A 22,762-nucleotide genomic window follows, 5' to 3' on the forward strand; every position below is an offset into this window, starting at 1 on the left:
TCCATCACCTAACCTATCCGGAGAGTCTTCGGACTTTTCTCTCTCAACCCTTATTCTCTATTCGCTCAACCATGAACAAATCCCTCTTCACCGCCATTCGAGGCTTCGTCGCCGCCGGTTTTCTCGCCGGCGGGCTGATGACGCCTCTTTCGTCCGACGCCGCCTGGCAATTGGTCGACAACTTCGAGAGTTATAACACCGGCAACGTTCAATCCCCCTGGGTGGCGCACAACGGCAGCGGCCTGATTCAGATCGCCGCTGAAGGCGGCAATAGATTTCTCGCCGCTGGTTGGGCCAACAACCATCGGACCGGTTCGCGGCCGCTTCCCGCCGCGGGCCAACTCGGCGCGGGAGACGGAGTCGCCACTTATTTTCTGCAATTCAAGGCCGGCACCTCCGCCAACTGGTCGAGTTTCGGTCTCGCCCATAATCCGGCCACCGACGACCATTTCCCGGCCGGATCCTTTTTGGTCGAAACCCGAGTGCAAAGCGCGGGTGACGGCACGCTTGACCTCCAGGTGCGGGACGGAGAAAACTACCACACGGTCGCGTCCCTGCTGCCGGGGCTTTGGTACAACCTCTGGCTCGTGGTCGACCGCTCTTCCAGCGATTTTTTCCAGGTGTACTTGAACACCGGGGGCGAGAATGCCACCACCGCCGATCGGTTGAGCTACGAACTCGAGGAAATGGTCGTCGACGCCTTCTCCTTCCGGGCGGGGGATTATCAGAATGAAAGCATTTCCCATGTGCTGGTCGGAGCGCACTCCAACCCGAATCAGACCATGTTCGTGGATAACATTTGGCTCGATTCGGCCGGAGAAAACCTGGGATTCACCGGGGTCGACATGGATGGTTGGCGTTTCGATTACGCCGAGTTCACCGGCGATATCGATCTGAATTTCGGCACCGGCTCGGGAATGGTCGATCAATCCGATCTGCTCCGCCGACTCCCGGGTGAATTCACGTTGCAAAGCGACGCACTCCGTTTGCAGCCCGGTTCCTCCTCCTTCACCACGACGACCGCCTTCGCCGCGATCGAGGATTACGTCTCCCGCCAGGATTTCACCGTCGAATCGACCCTCACTCTGCGACGTTACAACCAGGTCGGCGATTACCGGATGGGATTGGCCGTGCTCGGCGGCCCGCATGACCCGGTTTCAGCCCCCTTCGACAGTTTGACTGACAGCGGGTTTTACGGATTGATGTGGGTCCCTCTGGACAATGGGATGGAATCGCATCTCGTGATCCGCGAAGGGTATCATGGCCCGGATCTCGCCACGACGGTTTGGGAAGGACGGAAGCCCGACGGGACCCCGGGGGGCCTCAATCAACCCTATGAGATCAAAGCCGAAGGGGTGTATGACGAGACCGGCGCCTTGACCCTGACTTTTACCGTCACCGACAGCAACAGTTTCACCCAGTCGATCACCGCCGAAATCCTCAATCCAATCGAAGGCAATCTTTTCGGGATCGGTGGCCGCTTGCGCGACATCCCGGCCGGCGCCCGTCCGCAGGTCGACTACAGCGGCCTGAAGGTGACTCTCGGCGACGAGCCGGGCCCATTGGTCGAGGATCCGGCGGTTCTCGCCCCCTTCACTCGCAACCTTGGTTCCGCGTCCGGGCGGCATGATGGTAGCTCCTTCGCCCGGAACATGCCGGACGACTGGTCGTTGCAACCGCAAGCCCACCGTCTCGCCACGACCGAGTCCGCCTACCACAATTCCTTCGCCACCACTCGGGTCTTCAACTTTGAATCCGGCCGGGATTTCTTCCTCGGGACCGAATTCGCCTTGAACGACATCGCGTCGAACGCCGGCGACACCCGGGTGGCGTTGGTGTTGTTTGGAGACAAGGATCGTCAGGTCTTTGATCCAGCGAACGACTCCACCTTTTATACCGCCCAATGGGAGATGGCCAACGCCCAAGGCGGCAGCCTGGTGATTCGCCAAGGCATGACCAGCGGAACCGAAGTCGCCCGTGTGGACTTTTCCGACCTGCCCAACCCTCCGACCGCGACTTCCGGGCTGATGTATCGACTCGATGCATACGCCTTTCACAATGACCAGGGCGGCGTGGGCATCACGGTCAGCCTAAATGATTCGGCCGGTGGCCGGGCGGTCGTCTCCGGCTCGCTCGCCACGCTTCCCGAGGGCAACCGTTTTGGCTTCGGGGTGCGGCACCGGGCGACCGAGAATTCGGTGTGGGACCTGCGGTCGATCCGTTGGCTCAACGACCCGCTGTTCCTGGACTTCCGTCCGGTGGAATCGGGCTTCACGTGGCAGTTCGGGACCGAGCCCGGTCAGTTGGGATTGCACGACTCGCTGCCGCTCCTCATCTCCCAGCGCACCCAGGACTGGAGTCTTCAGGATGACGCGCTTCGGATCGTTCCTGGAGCAAGCAGCCTGACCAATTCCGCCGCTGTGGCTTGGATTGGTGATTATCACGAACGCCAGGATTTTTATCTCTCCTCGGAAGTCACCGTGCAATCACGTCCGACCCAGGACTTCAACCGTATTGGTTTTGTGGTGCTTGGCGGACCGTATAATCCGGCTTCCCCGTTCAGCGTGGGGAGCGACGCTGGTTACTACAGCGTGACTTATTTCATTCGGGATAACTCCCTGCAAATCCGCAACGGACTGGGGGGAGGGACTTTGGTCTCTTCGGTGCCATGGACCGGAGACGATCAGCCAGGTGCCCGCTATACGTTTGAGGCGTCCGGCGAATACGACGAAGCCGGGGATCTCACCCTGACCTTCACCATGACCGATTCGGCCAATCACTCGCAGAGCATTACGGCGGTGATCGAGAATCCGGTGACGGGCAACCTGTTCGGCCCCGGGATGCGTTTGCAGGGCGGGTTGGACACCGTGGTGGACTACCACAACTTCTCGCTCAGCTTGGGCGAGCCTCCTCCGCCGCCAGCCGATCCGGGCGTCACTTGGCCATTCCGCTACAGCTTCGGCACCGGTGGCAGCCAGGATGATCTGATCGATTTCGCGACCAGCAACGCCAATCATTGGACGCTGGAGGAAAGCTCCGCTAGCATCACCGCTTCCTCGGCGGAAGCGGGGGTCGCGGCGGCCACCACCCGCGTCACGAATGTCTACCATCCTGGAATCGACTTCGTGCTGCGGTCCGAGATGACCGTCGGTAATTTGGCGGGCGACGCCCCCCGGGCCGGGATGATTCTTTTTGCGGATGAAAACATCGAAGTCTTCGATGCCGCCGACGATTCGACTTATCTGAGCTTCACGTTGGAAGGAGACGCCGCTCTGGTGGTGCGTCACGGGCTGAACGGGACAGAGATCGCCCGCACGGATTTCTCCGGGTTGGACAATCCGCCGGTGATCGTTTCCGGTCAGCGTTACGTGTTGGAATTCGCCGGAGCTTATGTCGACGAAGGTGCGAACCTGGCCTTCGAAGGCCGCATTCGCGACGGGAATGGTGGCGCGGCTTCGGTCGCGGGGACGATCAACGGACCGTTTGCGGAAAGGAACCGTTTCGGTTTCGGCATGGCGCCCATGCCGAAGGTGAAAGCGCGACCTGGGATTTCCACACCTACAGTTGGAGATGGGACGCCGTTCCGACGCTGCACTACACGTTCACGGAAACCGTTGAGGGATATGCGACTCGGGTACCTAACCTTGGGATCCGCCCGCAGTCGGAGCTTCACATGTTGACTCAGACCCTTCAGCCGACTGACCTGCTCGGGCCCGCGGGCTCCGGCGTTTCCGGCTTGCCGCATGACCGGGCGCTCGATTTCACCTCCTCCGTCAGCATGGGAGGACTGGGGCCGGTCGGCAGAACCGGGGAAGGCAATGCCTTCGACAACGACCGGTTTCAATCGTTCACCGTCTCAGGTTGGTTCAAGACCGGCGGGAGTGATCCCATCGGTGGGGGCGCTCGCTTCATCGACCTCGGCGGCGCGAACATGCAGGTGTTCGCGAACCAGACCGGGGCGTGGACCATTCAACTTAACAATCCGGAGAATACCGTCACAACCATCACCACGCCGGCGGTTTACAATGCGACCCAGGAATGGGTGTTCGTGGCGATCACGTATAATGGCGTGGATGGCCGGGTGAATTTCTACATCGGAAATAGCGATGAAGAAGTTTCCCTGGCTCATTCGGCGGGAGTGAACCTTCCGGACGTAAACACCAGCCGGATTCAAATTGGAAATAACAACAATCGGGACCGGGCGTTTAACGGGTATTTCGACGACCTTCGCGTGTTCACGCTGCCGGTCAGCGGCGGCGCGGCCCTCGCGAGGAGCGAAATCGAAGCGATCCGGTTGGAAGCGTTGGCCGGACCGGCCGAACCTCCGGCGGGACCGACCTTCGAGGACTGGCGCCAGGCGAACTTCGAAAGCGAAGCGGACCTGAACGATCCGTCGATCAGCGGGCCTCTCGGGACTCCCGCCGGCGACGGCGTGGCGAATCTGTTGAAGTATGCCTTCGGGTTCGATGCGCTGACGCCCATCACGACTAATGATCTCGTCGCTTACGAATTCGATAATGGCACTTTGCGCCTGGTCTATCCGGAGCGAATCGGAGCCCAGGATATTGAATACATTCCGGAAGCGTCGGTAGATCTGGTTGGATGGGACGCCGCCCAAGTGGACGAAGTCAACCGGAGCGTCGATCCAGACGACGCTGAATTCGAGTTGGTGACGGTCGAGGCAGTAGTTGCCGAAGGAGCGCCCCGAGCCTTTCTCCGGGTCAGGGTTGAGGAAAAATAAGGAATAAAGGGTTAAGCGATCAAGAAGGGCTCTCCCATGCGGGAGAGCCCTTTTCGCGTGTGATATTCGGAGTTGCCAAGGTATTTGGTCGGCGGGATACGGCGTTTTCCGGCCCCGGCGGGTCGGTCGCGGATGATAAGAGTAAAAATCCGGGCTGCGCCCGGGGAACAACGTAGAATGAAATTTCCTCGCCACTGGGAGGGATGGCATCCTGCCGTCCGCCGTCGGCGTCGTTTCTGGGTGAGGTCGGCTGGAAGCCAACCCTCCGATTTAGCCCTGCAACCCGCATGGACAGTGAAGTTTCATAGAAGTCGCAGTTCCCTCCGGGCTGACAGCGTATTCGGAGGATGGTTGCAAAGTGAGGATCACTGTTTCGTCCCCCCTCAGGTCTCTTCACACGACATGGTGCGCGGTTGCCCTCGGTCACCTTTCGGTTGCCGAGGTTGCGGATATCAGGCGCTTTGACAAGCTTAAGGCGAGGGAGGTATGTCTGCGATGGTGAAGCGGTAGGTTTGCTCCCAGATTTCGTCGGTTGGAATGGTCTGGGTTTTCAGATTTGCGGGCCCGCTGGAGAACCAGGCGAAGGGGTTTTCCAAAATGAAAATCGGATCGGCCCGGGCTTGGGAGAAGTTGAGGGCGATGCGGCGGACGGGGTGGCGCCCGTCCAGGCTGCCAATGTAGGTGACTTTGTGTGGGCTGGTGCCAAGGGCGTCGGCGAAGGTGGCGGGTTGGCCGTCGAGTTGGATCGTGTTTCCGCCCATGCCGCTGAAGTCCCGCAGGAGGCGGAAACCAAGACCGTGATAGCTGACTTTTTGGCCGCGTCCGTTGTCCATGCTCCATGGGCTGAGAATGAGGATGGTGTCGCGTAATGCGGTGAGGCGGGTGTGCCAGGTCCAACTGATCCCTTCGGCACTGTGCTGGGCGCTGAGGTGGCGGGTTTCGTTGAAAACGGGGGTGCCGTCCACTCCCTCCCAGTGGAGTGTTTGATGGAGGGAAACCTCAGGGCCTTCGGCTTGTTCGATCCGAGTTTCGCGGTTGGTTTGGCGTCCCGGAGGTGTCGGATTATCAGGGTGTGGTGCTTCCTCCCAGAAGTTGAATTCCTTGGTTTGCAGGCCGAAGAAGCAGCCTTTGTGATGAATGTGGTCGTGGGGCTGGCAAACGATGAGTGCCTGGCCCGCAGGTGAGCGGAGCTGGCGGAAGTGGGGTTTGTAGGTATCGCTGCTTTCGTAAAGTCCGACTTCGATGTCGCTGGAGAGGAAGCGGAACTGGGGGCCGTGCTGTACGAGGTGCATGGTGGATGGTAAATGGATCGAAAGTTGAAGGCGAAGGTTATTGTTTGAGGAGCTTCTTCATGAAGGTCAGGCTGCGTTCCGCTTCGTCAATTCTGCCGCATTCGACGCTGAGAAAAATCTCGCGGTCGAGGGGTGCGAGAATCTGGATCACGCGTTCCCAGTCCACGACGCCTTCGCCGCAGGCGCAGCCGACGGGGGTGCCGGTGACTTTGCCTTTTTCGCGGCTGCTTTGCTCGAAGCTAATGTCTTTGGCGTGGACGTGGCGGACGTGATCGCGGACTCTTTCGAGACCCTCATAGGGGTCTTCGATTCCGGCGAGGTAGGAGTTGCCTGTGTCCCAGTTGACGGCGATCCAGGGAGATTTGACGAGGTTGACGATGCGGAGTAGACCGTCGGCGGATTTTGTATAGATGCCGTGAGGCTCGATGCAGACGTAAATTTTGTGGCGTGCGGCGACTTGGCTCACTCGGGTGAGGGTATAGCGCATGACTTGGTGGGCGAATTCATCGTCCATCCAGTCGGGCTTAATCATTTCGTCGGAGTTGACCCATCGGGCTCCGACGGCATCGGCCAGTTCGATGGATCGGGTGAGGCGGTCGATGGCGGCTTCGGGTTTCATGAGGGGGCTGTGGCCGCTTAGGCTGGCGACTTTGATGCCGTGGCGGTTGCAGATTTCCTTCATGAGGAGGTTATCCTCTTCCATCGAGTAGGAGTGGAAGTAGTGAACTTCACTGAGAAGTTCCCAGCCGGTGTGGACCATAGGCTCTATGTATTCGTAACCGATCTCGGCGGCGATCCGGACGCCATCTTCGAAGCTTTTGTCCGCGCTGCGGCAGTATTCCATGTTGAGGGAAATTTTAAAATGGGCCATTTTTTGTTGTATTCAGATGTTAATGTGAAGGGTTGGTTCATGTTCCTTTAAACTTCGCCCCAGCAGCCGGTGCGGGCGGATTTGTAGAGGGCGTCAATCGTCCGCATGGTGCCGAGATTGTCTTGAGCACAGCTGAGCGGGGTCTGGCCGGTGCGAATACAATCGGCAAAGTGTGTGAGCTGATTGACCATGCTGTCGGCATTATCAAAGGCGTCGGTGTCGGGTGGGACTGGGGTGAAGCCACGGTATTGGGCGAGCCAGCTGTTTTTGTCGGGCGTGCCCGGATTTTTCCTTGAGGCGTAAACCGCAGGTGCGTTGTAGTCACCCCCGTTGGGCTGGGCATGAATAGTTCCCTCTTCTCCGAAAATCATGAGGCCTTCGCCATAGGGCATGCGGAAGCCGGAGTAGGTGCCAAACATTTCGCCGATGGCTCCGTTGGAGAATTCGAGTAGGGCGCAAGCATAGTCTTCGGCTCCATTGCGAAAGTGGGTGGTGGAAGTGCGGGTGAGGGCGCAGACGCGCTTGACCTCGCCCACGAGGTAGCGGCAGAGGTCGATACGGTGAACACAAACCGAGAGGATGATGCCGCCGCCGGCCTCTTTGCCGTCGCAAAGCCAATGGCTGGAGGGCAGGAGCTGGTTGGCTACGAGGCCCTGCATGGAGTCGAAGCGGATCGCGTGAATGCGCCCGATCTCGCCGGACTTTATAATGCGGCGGATCCCAGCGTAACTGGTGTGGTAACGTTGGCATTGACCCACCATTAGCATTTTTCCGGTTTTGCGGGCGGCGACGGCCATTTCCTCGGCTTGGGCGAGTGAGCAGGCCATGGGCTTTTCCACGAGAACATGGTGGCCGGAATGCAAAGCGGCGAGGGCGAGCGGGTGGTGCTGGGCATGGGTGGTGAGGATAAGGACGGCATCAATGTCCTGGCGCTGAAGGAGTTCCTCGGCGGAACCGCAGATGACGGCATCGGGGAATTCGGTGCAGGCGCGCTGGGCATTGCCCAGGACTGGGTCATAGAGAGCAGCGAGGCGGAGTAGGTCGGGGCGTTCGGAGAAGGCGCGTTTGTGCAGGTTCCAGATGTTGCCAGCGCCGAGCAGGCCAATCGATAAGGGAGACATGTCTATTGTAGAGTGAGCGGTTTGATCGGTTTTCAAGAAAAGGCTCTTGAGTATGAGCAAAGAATAACAGAGGCGGTAGCTGGAGGCTTGCGAGCAACGCGCAGAAATGGTCGTATATCGCTCATTAAAGATCATTTATCACCTTTCTCTTTTTTGCGGCCTAAGGGCCTTATTGCGGGATTCCACGCGGAGGCGCCGGATACGGCAGTGCCGGGTTTAACGCATTGTGGCGAGCAGTGGCTGCCCGAGCATTGGCGTATCGCGCCGCACCGGCACCCCGTTTGGGAGTTCTACTTGCAGGTCTCCGGGACCACGTGCTGGAGTGTGGCGGGGATGGATTATACGCTCAAAGAAAGCCACTTTCTAGCGGTGGGGCCCGGGGTGGAGCACTGGTTGATCCAGCCCCCGAACGGAGAGCATCATATCCTGTTTGCGGGGATCGATATTGGAATGTTGGGGAAGCAGCAGCGGGAGTGGTTGGCCGTCTGGGAGCGCACCGATCATTTTGTGGCGCCGAGGGCCGGTGGAGTGGAGCGGGCTTTCAGTGATTTGTTGCAGGAAGTGACGGGGGCTCGGGCCTGGCGCTCGGCCGGGTTGCGGTTGGCGATTGAGCGGCTGGTGTTGGCGGCTACACGGTTGCTGGTGCCGGAGGAGGGTGGTCGGAGTGAGCTTTACCATCCGGCGACCACCCGCGCTTGTTACCTGATTGAGTGCCAGCCGGAGCGGGACTGGCAACTGGGTGAGCTGGCTCGAGCGGCGGGCATTTCGGAGTCGCACCTGCGGCGCTGTTTTCAGCGCGACCTGGGGGTTTCGCCTCGACGCTTCATCCTGAATGTCCGACTGGAGCGCGGCTGCCGCCTGTTGGCGGATACCGATGCCTCAATTACCGCGATAGCGTTGGAGCAGGGATTCAGCTCCAGCCAGCACTTTGCGCATGCTTTTCGTCAGTATAAAGGAATGACCCCACGCGAGTATCGGAAGGCTGAAGGTCAACCCCGAAAGGGTCGCTGATCAGCGAAAGGGTAGAATGCGGCGCGCGATGGGAGGCGGTTAAGTGCGGTACATTCCGGGTTTTCCCAGAAGCGAAAGTAGGGAGCAATATTCTTTATGGTTTTGAAACAAAGAATAGGTTTTGTTCCCACGGATCTGAATCGGAGCCGGGTTCAAGGACAACGGCAACGTCCTCATACGGTCCGCTGAGGCCTTCTTCGCCCGGGCAGGTCCGGTGAAAGGCGAACCCGGGAGGGGAGCTCGTGTGGAAAGGAGGCACGCGGTTGCCCGGGTTCGGTTGCATTACTCGGTGGAGGAGGTTAGGCGAACGGCCTTCTCCTCTGGCAGAACCATGCCGTAGGAGACGTCGTCGATCAACAGACTGCCGGTGGCGGGATGGAGGCCGAAATAGAGGAACATCCGTTTCGCCCCCGCCGGAACCGGGATTTCTTTCCCTGCTTGGATACCTTTCTCCGCATCGCGACGTTATAGTTAACGCTTAAATCCAGTCTAATCAAGTTGACCTGATCGGTGAAATTGGTGGAGGATGTAACCGTTCACATTAAGTGTTCGTTTGCTGCAATCCGGCTTTTTGGGGGGAACAACATCCCACCGACAGAGGAAAAAAAACATCCATTTCTTAGATATGAAAAAACGAAACTTGGGAGCCTTTACACTGATTGAATTGCTGACGGTGATTGCCATTATCGGCATCCTTGCGGCGATCTTAATACCTGTGGTCGGTTCGGTCCGCGAGCGAGCTCGTGCCACGCAATGTCTTTCCAATATCCGGGAGACCGGAATGGGGCTGCAGGTCTGGATCAACGAGCACGACGGGGTGATGACCACCCGTCTTTACGGGGCGTTCACCGGGGTTTACCCGGTATGGCCGGTCGAGTTGCGGAACGCGGGGATTATTCCTGCCGATTGGAGCACCCTCCAGTGCGCTGAGATCGATAATGCCGTGGATGACTCGCGGTATGAGATCGGCAACGATATTTACGGCTGGCGGAGCGCGTATGGGATGATCATGACCCCGGAAGCGATCGCCGAGTATGGATCCCGCAACAACATTTTCGGAGGTGGCTCATTTGTGAGATTCAACTTCAACACCGTCGAAACTCCCAGTCGCGTCGTGTTGCTCGGCGAAACCGTCATGGGCGCGGGCCGGGAGGATGGATCTCCGTATTTCCGCCTCGACAGCCTGGACTCCAACAGCGAGGCCTCCATCCACCTTCGCCACAACGGGCGAGCTCACCTTGCTTTCCTTGACGGACACGTCGAAGCGGCGGGGCCGGAGCGTCTCGGCGAACTCGGTTTCCGTAGCGGGCATCTCCATGACTACCGGGAGGTCATCAGCTTCCCCCAGCGGTGATGCGCGCCTTTCTCTTCACCCAACCTTAATCCTCAAACACAATAAAAAAAGCTCCTTATGAATCTCTCCTTTAAAAAGGCGGCCCGCCCGTTGGCAGTCGTCGCCTTGGCCCTCGGCCTCTCGTATTTGCAATTGTCGGCTTCGGACTCCGAAACCGTTTTTGCCCTCGATTTCGGAACTGGCACCGGCCAAAGCGATGGTTCCGAACTCCATATCAGTCCGGCGGAACCGGAAGTCTTCACCCTCCAGGACAATAGCCTAAAATATCGTCCCCTTTCCGGAAGTCAGCTTTCCAGCAGCGCCGTGTATGTGGCGGAGGATTACCTGGAGCGGCAGGATTTTACCTTGGAAGCAGACATGGTGTTGACCAAGTTCGAATGGCCGGAAGCGATTCGGGCCGGGCTGGTTGTCCTGGGGGGGCCGCACAGTGAAAGCACTCCTTTCAACACTACCTCGGATCAAGGGTTTTACAGTGTATCCTGGTGGCCGGCGATGAACATGAGCGAATCGGTGATCATGATTCGCCGTGGATTCAACGGAACGATTCTCAAGCAGGCAATCTGGGGCGGCCCGCACCCGAGTCAGTTTACGGCAGAAGGGGGTATCGGGGAGACGTTTACGTTACGGGCCGACGGGGAATACGACCAGACCGGTGCCTTGGTCCTTTCTTTCACGGTCACGGGTGGGGGGCATTCCCAAACGATTTCGACCGACCCAATCACGCAGCCGGTGCATGGAAATCTCTTTGGGATCGGAGGTCGTGGATTTGATCATCCTGACTTCGACCACGAATTCGATTTCCTCGATCTCACCATGACCGTTCACGGCGAGCCGCTCGAACTGGTGGAGGATCCCTTTATTAACAAGCCGAGCACGTTTATGTTCGGCTCCCTGAGCGGCCGAAACGATGGCGAGAGTTTCCGGAAGAACCTGGAGGAAGACTGGAGTCTTCGTGCGGCGGCCCTTCGCCTCACCGCGGGGAGCCCAGATTATCAGAACAGCCTGGCCACCGCGCGGGTATTGAATCACACCGCGGGGGAACCGTTTTACCTGGGACTGCGCACGACGATCGCCAGTCTCGCCGCCGGTGGGGAAAACCGGACCGGACTGGTGTTTTTGGGTGACACGGCTTACGCGAATTTCGACGAAGCCGACGACAGCAGTTTTTACAGCTTTCAGTGGGTAGCTTCGTCCACCGGTGGAGCGGGCAGCCTGGTCGTTCGTCAGGGAATGAATGGCACCGTGTTTGCTGACCTCGATCTTGACGGTGTGGCGGATGCCCCGGTGTTCGCGCAGGGCGCCACGGTCGATTTTGAGTTCTGGGGTGAATACAATGAAGATGGCGACGTGGAGTTTTTCGCCAAGGTTTCCGACGCTGATAGGGAAGTCTCATTCACCGGTTTGATTGAAGATCCGATCGAAGGCAACCGCTTCGGCTTTGGCGCGCGCCATCGTTCCGGTGAGAACGCGGCCTGGGACTTCAATGCCTTCGCTTTGGTCAACAAATGGGTGTTCGATTACGCCGAATTTGAGGCGCCGGTCGAACTCGATTTTGGAAACGAGGCAGAGAAGGATGGCAAGGACGGCCTCTTCTTTACCGGTCGACCGCAAGAGTGGACGTTGATCGAAGACGCGCTGCGGTTTCAGTCGACGGCCACGGTGGGTCAATATACCAACAGCGGGGCGACGACCATCCTGAGCAATTATCATCCGGCGCAGGATTTTGAGATAGAGACGACTTTCACGCTTACCGCATCGGGGTCCGCCGCTGAACCCTGGCATCGGGCCGGCGTGATCATGCTAGGTGGGCCGCATGATACTTATTCTCCTTTCAATACGGTGGGAAGCCTGGAGTTTTTCAGCGCGGTATTTCTGCCTTATCAGAACTCGATGAGCATTCGCCAGGGGGCGACGAGTACGTTGAGCGGCGCCAGCGCGGCCTGGACCGGGCCTTCGGGCACGGGCTCCGGCCTGGGAACGAAATTCACCGTGCATACCGCCGGCACCTATGACGAGGATGGCAACCTTACGATTGTGTTCACCCTCACCCACGAGGGCGGCCACAGCCAGCAGGTGACCGGCACGGTCACGGGACCGAGGCATGGAAATGTTTTCGGTTTGATTGGTCACTCGAACGCCGGCGGGCCCGCGATATTCGATTTTCACGATTACGCGTTGAGCCTTGGGGATGTTCCGGAACCGGTGACCGATCCCTCGATCAACTGGCCTTTTGCTTACCGGTTTGGCAGTGTGTCCGGATTGGATGGACTCGCGGACTTCCGGGGCACAAACTCGTCGGAATGGTCGTTGGGCGAAACCGAAGTTCGCCTGAGCGCGGGTTCAAGTGATTACACGAACGCCCTTCTCGCGACTCGCTTAGGCAACTTCGACAAGGAGAGCTTTGGCCTGCGGACCCGGCTGACTCTGACCAGCTTGACGTCGGATGTTCACTCCTCCGGGCCGGGATTGATTCTCTTCGGCGATGCCGATCCCGAAGTCTTCGATGCGGACGATGACCAAACGTACCTGAGCTTCCAGTGGTTGCCGAATCCCGCCGAAGGTGGCCGGATCGTTCTGCGGCAAGGACTGGATGGGGCGATTCTGGCGGAGACCGCGTTCGCCGATCTCGATTCCCCGCCGGTTACTCAGCTCGATACGACCTACACTCTGGAGTTCAGGGGTTTCTTTGGAGACGTCACGGGAGATGAAGTCACCGACCTGCGGTTTGTTGCCATCTTGTCGGACGAAAGTGGAGGGTCGGCCCGGTTGACCGGGGTGATGGAGGGACCGCTCAATCTCGGTAATCGCGTCGGATTTGGCGCCAGGCACTCGGCGGATGACGACGCGGTCTGGGACTTCCATGAGTTGATCATGGTCGCGGGCTCCAGGGCGAACTTTGACCCGGTGGCGGCTCCGGTTGCCTGGCATCTCGGCAGTGGCGAACTCCGCAATGACGGGGCCAGTTTTTACTCCGACCGTCCCGGCGACTGGCGTCTGCAACCCACGGCAATTCGCCAGCATAACACGAATGGCTCGGGCTGGGTGGATACGGCCAACGTGCTCCAGATTTCGAACTATCAGCCTGGAGTTGACTTCACCATGGAGGCGCATGTCACGCTGGATGAGGAGGGTAACACCGGTGACTGGGAGCGCTTCGGGATGACAGTTCTCGGGCCGGAACACCGTCCGTATGATGGCCAGTTGTTCGTCTCCACCAACACATCGATGTATAATCCGATGATCATGATGGGACAACCCGGGGGAACCCGTCAGGGTCACATGCGTATCCGGAAAGGCATCAATGGAAGCACTCTCGTGGGAGAGGCATGGGAGGGATTGAATCATCAAAATGGCGGTCGGGGCACGACTTACGTTATGCGGACCACTGGAACCTACAACGCCAGCGGCCACCTGACGATTTCGTTTACCGTGACGGATGCGAATGGCCATTCCCAGACGATCAGTTATGTGGACACGAACCCAGTGCACGGCCCTGCCTTTGGCTTCGGCGGAACCGGTCTAAGCTGGAGTAACCGCTACGATTACCACGACCTGCGCCTCTGGTTCGGCGAGGACGAGCCGCAGCTCCCGGAACTTCCGAGCGAGGGCGTGACCTATGCCGACTGGCGGGGATCGCACTTCTCCGGCGACGACCTGACGGACGACAGTATCAGCGGACCTCTGGCGGCTCCGGCCGGAGATGGCATCGCGAACTTGTTGAAGTATGCCTTCGGGTTCGATCCGATGACCCCGGTCTCGACCAAAGATCTGGTCGTCATGGAAGTGGACGAAGGAGTGCTTCGCCTCGTGTATCCGGAGCGGATCGGGGCGGAAGATATCGAGTATCTTCCGGAAGCGACTTCCGATCTGGTTTCCTGGGATTTGGAAGTTTCGGAAGTGGACCGTATCCCGGATCCGGACGACGAGGACTTCGAACTGGTGACGGTGGAAGCCGTCGTGGGAGAGTCCGCCGCCAGAGCCTTTATTCGCGTTAGGGTCGCGAATAATTAGATAGGGTTAGAGTATAGAGCCCTCCTGGGGACAGGAGGGCTTTCCCTTTTTCGAATTGCCGGAACTTATGGGGCGAAAACTCGCTCCTATCAAATTGGCAGTTATATGGGCTGGTGGGCGTCGGAGGGTTGGCTTCCAGCCGACCACCAGTGCAATAGCAACGACTATAACGGCGGACGGCTAGATGTCATCCCTCCCGGTGCGACCACGCAGTTCCGGGTTAACAGTATCTTAATTTATTGCCATGTTTTTTCTGAAGCCGAGTTTTTTCCGACTGAATCGACCTGTAGAGCACGCCGCTTTCTGGCTCGCGAGCTTTTGTTTGCTGGTTGGATCGAACCTGGCCGACGCCCGGCTGCCGCCTCCCGCGGAGAACATCCCGGATAATCCGCCGTTGTGGCCGATGGTGGTCACTCCCGAGGGTGAACGCGTTTTGCTGGAAGCGGCTCCGGGGGTTCAAGTCCGTTACCTGGAAGACTCGAACAGCGTGGAGGTTACCCCGGCGGGCCACTGGCTAATCAATTTCCCGCTCGAGGAGATAATCGATCTTCCCAATCAGAGTGTGGAGGCATTTTCTCAAGCCATTTTCAATCGCCCGGCGGGGGAGCTTCGTAATTGGTATTTCAAGACACCGGGAGAACCCCAGTTTGTCGTTCCTCCGCAGACTGGACCGGCTCCGATCCGGAATACGCCAAACCCCGACCTGGTGGTGAACCAGTTGGCCGGCAATGCCAGTGACAGCAATGCGGGGACGATTGGACAACCTCTGCTCAGCATCGGCGAAGCAATTAATCGAGCTGCGGCCGGTTCGGTGGTTCATGTCTACCCGGGGGTGTACCGGGAGCGGATGGTTGTCAATAAGAACGGAACCGCCGCCGCCCCGATTCGCTTTGAAGGGGTGCGTGGGGAGGACGGCGCAATGCCGGTTATCTCGGGAAATAATCTTTTCCCCAACAACGCCTGGCAGGAGACGATCGAATGGCCCGGAGTTTTTCGGGCCGACATGATCCACAACCTCATGGGCACGATTTCGAAAGGTGGCAATCTTTTGATCGAGCGGGATCATCCGACGCAACTCGGGGAAAATGAAGTCGCTTTGAACCGTTCCTCGGTCGAGTTCCTCGATATTGCCCCGGCCGGGCAGTTGGCTCCGGTTGAAGGGACCCAGCAGTTCGGCTCCGAGTGGCGACGGGTCAGCGCCGATAACGACGGCTTTTTGCGATTGGAAGATGAATACGGATCCGACGCCCGGAACGCGATCTTCTGGATTTCCACCTGGATCTGGGTCGAACCGGGAGATTTTCATGGATGGCACCCCGATATGCCGCAACCAATTTCCGGCGAGGTTTACGTGGCCGACGGATTCCGGGCGGGACGTATCACCGGGGTGCAAAACGGCACCCAACGAAACCAGTACCGGGTCTGGGTTGATGGGAATCTGATTCCGGCCATGCGTCACCTGCGGGATCCGAACACGCAGGTGCATGAGGAGCCCGGGTCATCGCGCAACTACGGAACGGGAGACGTCTGGGAAAACTTTCCGCTTCAGGAAGGATGGAACCGGGTGGTGTTTCAATTGGATACAACGGTCCGTCCATGGGATATGACCTTTCGCTTCCGTTCGGGACGCTACATGCCGTCGTGGATCGGGTCCGCGGTCGAGCCGGAGGATTTGTCGCAACGTCCCCCGGGTACGGCCGACGACTATATCGACGAAGTCATGATTCTCGGCCCCTTTCCGACGACCGGTCTCGATCGCGGAGTCTACGCCCGCCTGGCGGACGGCGAAGATCCGAATGACGCCGAAATGGACGGCGCCGCCAGGACCGACTCCTTGGTGGATGTGAACGGTGAATTTGTGCAGGTGCGCGGGTTTGAGATTCGTCACGGCGCTCAATTCCAGCAAGTTCCGCTGGTTCGCCTGGGGAATCAAGGGACACTCCTGGAAGGTTGTTTGGTTCGCGAGGGGGAAGTCCGTGGCTTGGGGGCCGTTCTTTGGGGAATGAACCAGAGCAGCGCTCCGATCGTGATGCGCAACAACTGGGTCCTCGATATGGGGAACCTCGGCATCGGAGCGACCGGAAGTTCCAACAATCTTACCAGCCAAAACCAGGTTTATCCGGCACCCGGACGGGGACGGTTGATTCTGGAACACAACCACGTCGGCAACACCAACTGGGGAGTGTATCCAGCGATGTGGGAATCGGGGGGGATGAAACTCTTCCGCCTGACCAACGCCATTATTCGATACAATACCATCGAAGGAGGTCACGGACCCGCCATCTGGCTCGACTGGGAACATTACAACAACCGCCTGGAGGGGAACCGAATTCTCAATGGATATGCCATGGGATTTGGAATTGAGGCCTCGCCCGGCCCGAACTTGATCGTGAACAATGTCTCGCACGATCTTCGCCCCGGGCCGGTCTGGTTTCGCAGCGGAGTCCTGACCTGGAGCAGCGACCGGACCCGGATCCTGCACAACTCGATCGACGGCGCCGACAACCCGTTGCCCGCCTGGCAGGGACGAACCGGATCCGGCGCGATCCATACCGTAGAAGGGGGCGACGACCGCGGCACCCATTGGCAGCCGTTGCAGAACCGTCAGCAAACGATCGTCAACAACCTCATCATGAAGTCGGACTTTGCGATTCAACGGCGCAACAATGACATCATTGACCGGAACGCCATCGACACCACCAATCACGAGTGGCTGCCCGACGGTTGGCCCGAGTTTCCCGGAGCATCCCGCGGCGACTACCGGTTGCCGGTCGAAAGCTGGCTCAGCGTGACCGGCTCCGAAGCTTACGGTGCGGACCAGGTTCGTCACGACTTTCACGGTCTCCTCCGTTTTGCGGCGGATGGGCGAAGCGTCGGCGCGTTCCGTGCGGAACGCGAACCTTTCGACCCCGCCGCCGCGCGGATCGAAGTGGAATACATCGATGGAGAGATGGCCCGGTTGTATGAAGTTTTGGAGCGGAGTTTGGATGTCCCGTCCATCCAATGGCCCTTTGTTTTCGCCTTTGGCGACGATGCCGGGCGCGATTCTCTCGACGGATTCGCGGCCAATTTTTCGGAAGAGTGGACCCTGGCCGAGGATGGAGCCGTAGTGTCGGCCGCTTCGGAGGATTACCGGAATTCGTTGCTGACCACTCGTGTATCCAATTTTTCCACCGCTACCAGTTTTGGGGTCCGGATGCGGATGACGCTGGAGGAGAATCCTTCGGGGTCGCACGATTCCGCGATCGGGCTGGTCTTGATGGGCAAAGCCGATCCCCAGGATTTTCACCCGGACGATCCGTCGAGTTATCTCAGTTTTCAATGGTTGCCCAATGCCGTCGGAGGCGCTCGCATCACGGTTCGCCAGGGGATGGACGGAGCGATTCTGGCGGAAACGGAAGTGGAGAGGATCCAGGCTCGTGCCGGACGAAATTACACAATCGATTTCCGCGGAACCTTTGTCGATTCCGATCTCCACTTTGACGGGCGACTGGTAGATGAACGGGGACGAGTCGAGACCGTGAGCGGTGTCTTGGAGGGGATCGATTCTCTCGGAGACCGGCTTGGATTGGGCGTTCGTCATCGATCCGTTGGTGGCCCGGTTTGGAAGGTTCGGGATTTTGCAATGGCTTCGGGTGATTTGCTCAACTTCGAACCGTTTTTTGCTCCGTTCAGTATTGATTTTGGAACTACGGGCGAACGGGAAGACGGCAGCCGTCTTTATTCGGACCGCCCGGAATCGTGGTCGGCGGTGTCGGATGCCCTCCGCTTTCAATCCAGTGCCGGGACATGGACCGATTCCGCGATGCCGGCCTATGTCGGGAATTACCAGGCTGGTCGCGATTTCGCGGTGGAGTCGGATGTTCGGATGGATCATGGCGGGACTGGAAACTGGAATCGGTTCGGACTGCTGGTCCTCGGAAGTCATGAGCCGTACGAGGGCGTGACCCTCTCGTCGGGGAGTTCCGATTTTTATGTGGGCATGTATATGGTCGAGCAAGGCCAGATCCGGATCCGGCAGGGGCTGGACCAAGCGACGTTGGTCTCCCAGTCGTGGAACGGACTGAACAAAGCGAATGGCGGCGTCGGCACGACCTACCATTTGAAGATGGAAGGTCTGTATGACGCCGACGGGGGGCTGACCCTGTATTTCACAATGACCGATGCCAACGGCCATTCGCAGACCGTGAATTGGACCACCGCCACTCCATTGGAAGGTGCGATGTTTGGCCCGGCCGGAACATCCCTTCAGCATGGCGGGCGTTATGCATTCCGGAACCTTCAGTTGACCATGGATATCGAGGAGGAGGCGGTCGTAAGTTTCGACGATTGGCGGCTGGATCAGTTTGAGACGGAAGAATTGGACAACCCGGAGATCAGCGGTCCGTTCGCCACTCCCGTGGGAGACGGCATTGCCAATCTCCTGAAGTATGCCTTCGGCGTAGATGCGAAGACGCCGGTGGTCTGGAGTGATTTGATGTCGATGGATGTCGAGGAAGAAACCTTGACGCTGACGTATCTCGAACGAGTGGACGCCGACGATATTGCTTATATCCCCGAAGCGACCGAGGACCTCGCTGATTGGTCCGGTGGCACCGAACGTGTTTTCGAAAGCAACCGCGAGATCGTCGATGAAGATTTCGACCGCGTCACCATAGAAGCGGTTTTGCCGGAGAATGCCGCCCGCGGCTTTATCCGGGTAAGGGTCGAAATCAAATAGGCATCCCTATTCCCCACAAAAGGGTTCAATTCAACGAATAACAGCGAATGAGTACAACCTCCTCACATCCTTCCGGTCTTCCTTCTGATCCGGCTCAATTTGCCTTCCCTTCAGGCTTCGTCTGGGGGGCCGCCACCGCCTCCACTCAAATCGAGGGAGCTTGGGATGAAGATGGTCGCGGTCCCTCGATATGGGACCATTTTTCCGCCGAGCCCGGCCGCATCCTCGGAAGCGACACCCCGAAGGTGGCATGCGATTTTTATCACCGCTATCCAAAGGATATCGCGTTGATGCGGGAGTTGGGGTTGAAGCATTTTCGCTTGTCGACCGGATGGCCCCGCGTCTGCCCCAACGGCGATCATGAAGTCAACGAGGCCGGACTCGACTTTTACGAGCGGGTGATCGACTGCCTGTTGGAAAATGGAATTGAACCCTGGGTGACGCTCTTTCACTGGGATTTGCCGATGGCCCTGGAGGAAAAGGGGGGCTGGGTGAATCGTGATGTTGTCGGGGCGTTCGAGCATTACGCCCGGGCGATCGTTGGGAGGATCGGCGATCGCGTCTCCCGGTGGTTCACGATCAATGAATACGTCTGCTTCATCGAGCTCGGGTATGATCGTGGGAAACACGCTCCGTTCCGGCAGGAGTCGCGAAAGAATGTCAACAATGCGTGGCACCACGGCTTTTTAGTGCATGGGACTGCTGCCCAGGTCATCCGGGAGTTGGCCCGGCCCGATTCGCTCGTCGGCTTGGCCGCCAATATTCAGGTGGTCGCTCCGGCCATCGAGGATGAGGAGTGCATTACCGTCGCCCGCGAGCATTTTCATGAATTGAACGGACGCCAGCTGCAACCTCTCTTGCAGGGAGAGTATCCGCCGGAGTTCCTCGCAGCCCAGGGTGATGACGGTCCCGACGTGCGCGAGGGGGACATGGAGTTGATCAACGCGAAGATCGACTTTCTGGGGCTCAATCTCTACGGCGCCGGATTTCACCGTCCCGGGCCCGACGGTCGTTCCCAGTTCATGGGGTTTGACAATAATTTTCCGCGGGACCGGATGAGCCCGATCGTTCCGCAGGCTCTTTATTGGAGCCTCAATTTTTGCGACACCCTTTACGGTGCCCAGAATTATTACATTTCAGAGAACGGTTCGGCTTTAGAGGGCGAAGCGCCGGACGAAAAGGGGGAGATTCGTGACGTCAGCCGCGTGCAATACATCCGCCTTTATCTGCAAAATTTGCATCGAGCTATCCGTGATGGACGTGAAGTAAGCGGATATTTCTACTGGAGTTTCATGGATAACTTCGAATGGACATCCGGCTACGCGCCCCGTTTTGGGTTGGTCCACGTCGATTATGAAACGCAAAAGCGAACACCGAAATTCAGCGCCACCTATTACGGCAAGGTGATGGAGAATAACCGGGTCTTGTAGTCGACCAGGAAACACGCCCGCTCTCATGCCCGGGAGCAAGCCAAAGCTTGAGGGACAGTCGTGCGGATTGGCATCGGCGGAATCTCGCTGGTTGAAAGCGTCTCAAGATTCTCCTGAGAAAATCCCGCCGCTAGAGGGAAGCCGTATAAATGCGGAACTCCAACATTCCAGGCAGTGGAAGGTTGGAGCAACTGTGTCTCATGCAAGTGTTATTCATTTTTTCAGGAGTGCTCATGTTCGCCGCGACCATGACAGTCTCATAAACGTTCTGCTAGACCTTCACTTTTTTCAGCAGGGTCGTCCCCCTCCGCCACCGGCCATCGACCAGGACCGTAAACGGGTTATCGGGCAGTCCCAGCGCATCCCGCTCGATCAAAGCGGCCACCTGCTCCACCGCCACCGCACCGATACGCTCGTAGTGCGGATAAACACCGGTAATCGGCCCCGTCTCCGACGGAGTATTGAGGAGGCAGAATCCGATATCCTCGGGTAGATGATACCCGAGCGACCGCAACATTTCAGGGACTTCGTGCCGCTGGGAGACGATAACATCTGGATTTTCCCGATCCAACCAGTTTGCGAAATCGTCCGGATCGATCGTTTCTTCGCCGAAAAGCACGTCGACCCGATCCGCCGATTCTCCCATCGTCTGTTCCAATAAATGCAACGCCAGGATCGCCCGGTCCATCCGTGCCTCCTGGCTCATCACTCCGACCAGACCAATGCGCCGGTAACCTCTTGACCGCAACTCCGCGTAAACTCGTTTAAGTCCGTGCAGAATGTCGCGGCCGACCCGGTGGTGCGCCGGACTCTGCAATGAATAACCGACCGCCACCGTCCCAAACTGCGACCAGTCGAGGTCGACCCGGAAGTCGACCGAGCGGACCGGCGAAACAATCACACCCCGAATCCCCCGCGCCCGGAGTTGCCGCGTCAGTACTGCCGCTCCCGGAAGCTTGGACTCCAGATCAAATCGCTCAACACCGTATCCCATAGCTTCCGCCCGTTGACGGATACCCGCCTCCATCGACACCGGCCAAAAGTCGCGATAGCCCGCCACTTTGTCGTAAAGATAGGCCAAAAGTTCCTTAAAGACCGGTTTCTCCGGTTTTCGAATCTCGCTCATAAGGCGAGATAATGCCCGGTTCGGTGCGTAACCCAAAGCATCCGCCACCTGCCGAACCCGCTCGCGGGTCGCCTTCGGGATGCTCGGATGCTCCCGCAATGCCAACGAGACCCCGGAGGCCGAAAGTCCGCAGGCCCGGCCGATCCGGGCCAAGGTCATTTTTTTCTCAGGTTCACTCAACGGTTGAGTAGCGTCACCATTTACAGGCAGCCTTCAAGCATGAATAACTCGAATCGTCTTAAAACAAATGCAACCCAACAGAAAAATATGCCATTACACCGCCTAAACACCCTCCTCGGCACTGCCCTTGTGGTTTTCACGGCCAGCGCGAGCGCCCTACCGGTTATTTCATCCCATTTGGATGACGCGAGCATTCGCTCGACTCAAGCGGACAACAGCGTCCTCGAAGTCAGCCGCCAAAACGATTCCGCGGTGGTTGCCGGTTACGATTCCACGTCCGGCAATCAATACGCCTCGGTCGGTATTCTCTTTTTTGAATTGCCGGCGCTGGCCGCAGGTGAATTCTTCGACAACGCCTCATTGAGCCTGCGTATCGTTCCGCAGAACTCTCCGACCCCGAACATGGATGCCTACATTCTCGGTATCCAATCCAACACCGCAATCGACATCTCGTGGTATTTTCAAGGCACCGCCGGATCGGCCCCCGCTGGTGATACTCTTCTCCAGGCCAGCCTCGGCACTTCAGAAACGGCTGGCGCCGGACGCAATGTGACCACCAGCGCCGCCGCGAACAACACTCTCCTCGGCTTCCTGAACGCCAACTACGACGGAAACGGATCCCAATACCTCGCGCTGCGGTTAAACCTTGACGAGGCGATCGCCGGCGGACTTCTCGTCGACGGCCCACGCTACTTCATTGGATCAAGCACCAACGCGTTTGAACCGCAACTGACCCTCACGGCTATTCCAGAGCCGTCTACCTACGCCGCTATTCTCGGGCTCATGGTAATGGGGTTGGTGGCACGGCGCCGTTTTCGACGCTAGGATTGGACATTCAGCATCCCTTCTGCGAAGCCCGCCTTGCGTCCCGGGGCGGGCTTCTTTTTTTTAAAGAATTCGACCAA

General features: G+C 58.4%; 12 protein-coding genes. 8 read left to right on the plus strand and 4 right to left on the minus strand.

All coding sequences use genetic code 11. The features are described from left to right. Positions 1 to 71: 71 nt before the first annotated feature. Both ACWUI2_RS11080 and ACWUI2_RS11085 read left to right on the plus strand, forming a co-directional pair. On the plus strand, positions 72 to 3,680 hold the full coding sequence (locus tag ACWUI2_RS11080) for a hypothetical protein (RefSeq protein WP_486982911.1): 3,609 nt from the start codon (positions 72 to 74) through the stop codon (positions 3,678 to 3,680). Further along, positions 3,674 to 4,741 (plus strand): LamG domain-containing protein, encoded by a 1,068-nt coding sequence (locus tag ACWUI2_RS11085; protein ID WP_486982912.1) that lies wholly within the window; start codon positions 3,674 to 3,676, stop codon positions 4,739 to 4,741. Before ACWUI2_RS11080 ends, ACWUI2_RS11085 begins: the two co-directional genes overlap by 7 nt. Positions 4,742 to 5,211: 470 nt before the next feature. Here ACWUI2_RS11085 and ACWUI2_RS11090 read toward each other — a convergent pair whose 3' ends face one another. From ACWUI2_RS11090 to ACWUI2_RS11100, 3 genes are read right to left on the minus strand one after another with little or no spacing between them, the layout of a single operon-like run. Next, the gene (locus tag ACWUI2_RS11090) at positions 5,212 to 6,033 is read right to left on the minus strand and encodes a DUF6807 family protein (protein WP_486982913.1); all 822 of its coding nucleotides are present in this window, start codon (positions 6,031 to 6,033) and stop codon (positions 5,212 to 5,214) included. Positions 6,034 to 6,070: 37 nt separating this feature from the next. Then, entirely contained in the window at positions 6,071 to 6,904 is an 834-nt protein-coding gene (locus ACWUI2_RS11095) for a sugar phosphate isomerase/epimerase family protein (protein WP_486982914.1), read from the minus strand. Positions 6,905 to 6,951: 47 nt separating this feature from the next. Then, entirely contained in the window at positions 6,952 to 8,025 is a 1,074-nt protein-coding gene (locus ACWUI2_RS11100; protein WP_486982915.1) for a Gfo/Idh/MocA family protein, read from the minus strand. A 207-nt stretch (positions 8,026 to 8,232) separates the two neighbouring features. On the opposite strand from ACWUI2_RS11100, the gene ACWUI2_RS11105 reads away from it, so the two are divergent. The 5 genes from ACWUI2_RS11105 (at position 8,233) to ACWUI2_RS11125 (ending at position 20,551) form a co-directional block, all read left to right on the plus strand. Further along, the gene (locus ACWUI2_RS11105; RefSeq protein WP_486982916.1) at positions 8,233 to 9,036 is read left to right on the plus strand and encodes a helix-turn-helix transcriptional regulator; all 804 of its coding nucleotides are present in this window, start codon (positions 8,233 to 8,235) and stop codon (positions 9,034 to 9,036) included. Between the two features lie 625 nt (positions 9,037 to 9,661). After that, positions 9,662 to 10,390 carry a prepilin-type N-terminal cleavage/methylation domain-containing protein gene (locus ACWUI2_RS11110; protein WP_486982917.1) on the plus strand — a complete coding sequence of 243 codons (729 nt, stop codon included), beginning with the start codon at positions 9,662 to 9,664 and terminating at the stop codon, positions 10,388 to 10,390. 57 nt (positions 10,391 to 10,447) lie between these two features. Continuing rightward, a complete protein-coding gene (locus ACWUI2_RS11115; protein ID WP_486982918.1) occupies positions 10,448 to 14,401 on the plus strand; it encodes an RHS repeat domain-containing protein in 3,954 nt (1,317 codons plus the stop codon). 244 nt (positions 14,402 to 14,645) lie between these two features. Beyond that, complete coding sequence (locus ACWUI2_RS11120) at positions 14,646 to 19,121, plus strand: right-handed parallel beta-helix repeat-containing protein (RefSeq protein ID WP_486982919.1); 4,476 nt, start codon at positions 14,646 to 14,648, stop codon at positions 19,119 to 19,121. 47 nt (positions 19,122 to 19,168) lie between these two features. Further along, complete coding sequence (locus ACWUI2_RS11125; protein ID WP_486982920.1) at positions 19,169 to 20,551, plus strand: GH1 family beta-glucosidase; 1,383 nt, start codon at positions 19,169 to 19,171, stop codon at positions 20,549 to 20,551. Positions 20,552 to 20,822: 271 nt separating this feature from the next. Here the strand turns inward: ACWUI2_RS11125 and ACWUI2_RS11130 are convergent, their stop codons facing one another. Further along, positions 20,823 to 21,857 carry a LacI family DNA-binding transcriptional regulator gene (locus ACWUI2_RS11130; RefSeq protein ID WP_486982921.1) on the minus strand — a complete coding sequence of 345 codons (1,035 nt, stop codon included), beginning with the start codon at positions 21,855 to 21,857 and terminating at the stop codon, positions 20,823 to 20,825. 87 nt (positions 21,858 to 21,944) lie between these two features. Here ACWUI2_RS11130 and ACWUI2_RS11135 point away from each other — a divergent pair, with 87 nt between their 5' ends. Further along, positions 21,945 to 22,682, plus strand: coding sequence for a PEP-CTERM sorting domain-containing protein (locus tag ACWUI2_RS11135; protein ID WP_486982922.1), 738 nt, complete (start codon positions 21,945 to 21,947; stop codon positions 22,680 to 22,682). Positions 22,683 to 22,762 lie beyond the last annotated feature (80 nt).

It is taken from the genome of Verruconatronum alginivorum, assembly GCF_056590205.1.

Bases quoted from the DNA above. Each gene is read 5' to 3' on its own strand.
- ACWUI2_RS11080 (WP_486982911.1), top strand. From the start codon at position 72: ATGAACAAATCCCTCTTCACCGCCATTCGAGGCTTCGTCGCCGCCGGT.
- ACWUI2_RS11085 (WP_486982912.1), top strand. From the start codon at position 3,674: ATGTTGACTCAGACCCTTCAGCCGACTGACCTGCTCGGGCCCGCGGGC.
- ACWUI2_RS11090 (WP_486982913.1), bottom strand. From the start codon at position 6,033: ATGCACCTCGTACAGCACGGCCCCCAGTTCCGCTTCCTCTCCAGCGAC.
- ACWUI2_RS11095 (WP_486982914.1), bottom strand. From the start codon at position 6,904: ATGGCCCATTTTAAAATTTCCCTCAACATGGAATACTGCCGCAGCGCG.
- ACWUI2_RS11100 (WP_486982915.1), bottom strand. From the start codon at position 8,025: ATGTCTCCCTTATCGATTGGCCTGCTCGGCGCTGGCAACATCTGGAAC.
- ACWUI2_RS11110 (WP_486982917.1), top strand. From the start codon at position 9,662: ATGAAAAAACGAAACTTGGGAGCCTTTACACTGATTGAATTGCTGACG.
- ACWUI2_RS11115 (WP_486982918.1), top strand. From the start codon at position 10,448: ATGAATCTCTCCTTTAAAAAGGCGGCCCGCCCGTTGGCAGTCGTCGCC.
- ACWUI2_RS11120 (WP_486982919.1), top strand. From the start codon at position 14,646: ATGTTTTTTCTGAAGCCGAGTTTTTTCCGACTGAATCGACCTGTAGAG.
- ACWUI2_RS11125 (WP_486982920.1), top strand. From the start codon at position 19,169: ATGAGTACAACCTCCTCACATCCTTCCGGTCTTCCTTCTGATCCGGCT.
- ACWUI2_RS11135 (WP_486982922.1), top strand. From the start codon at position 21,945: ATGCCATTACACCGCCTAAACACCCTCCTCGGCACTGCCCTTGTGGTT.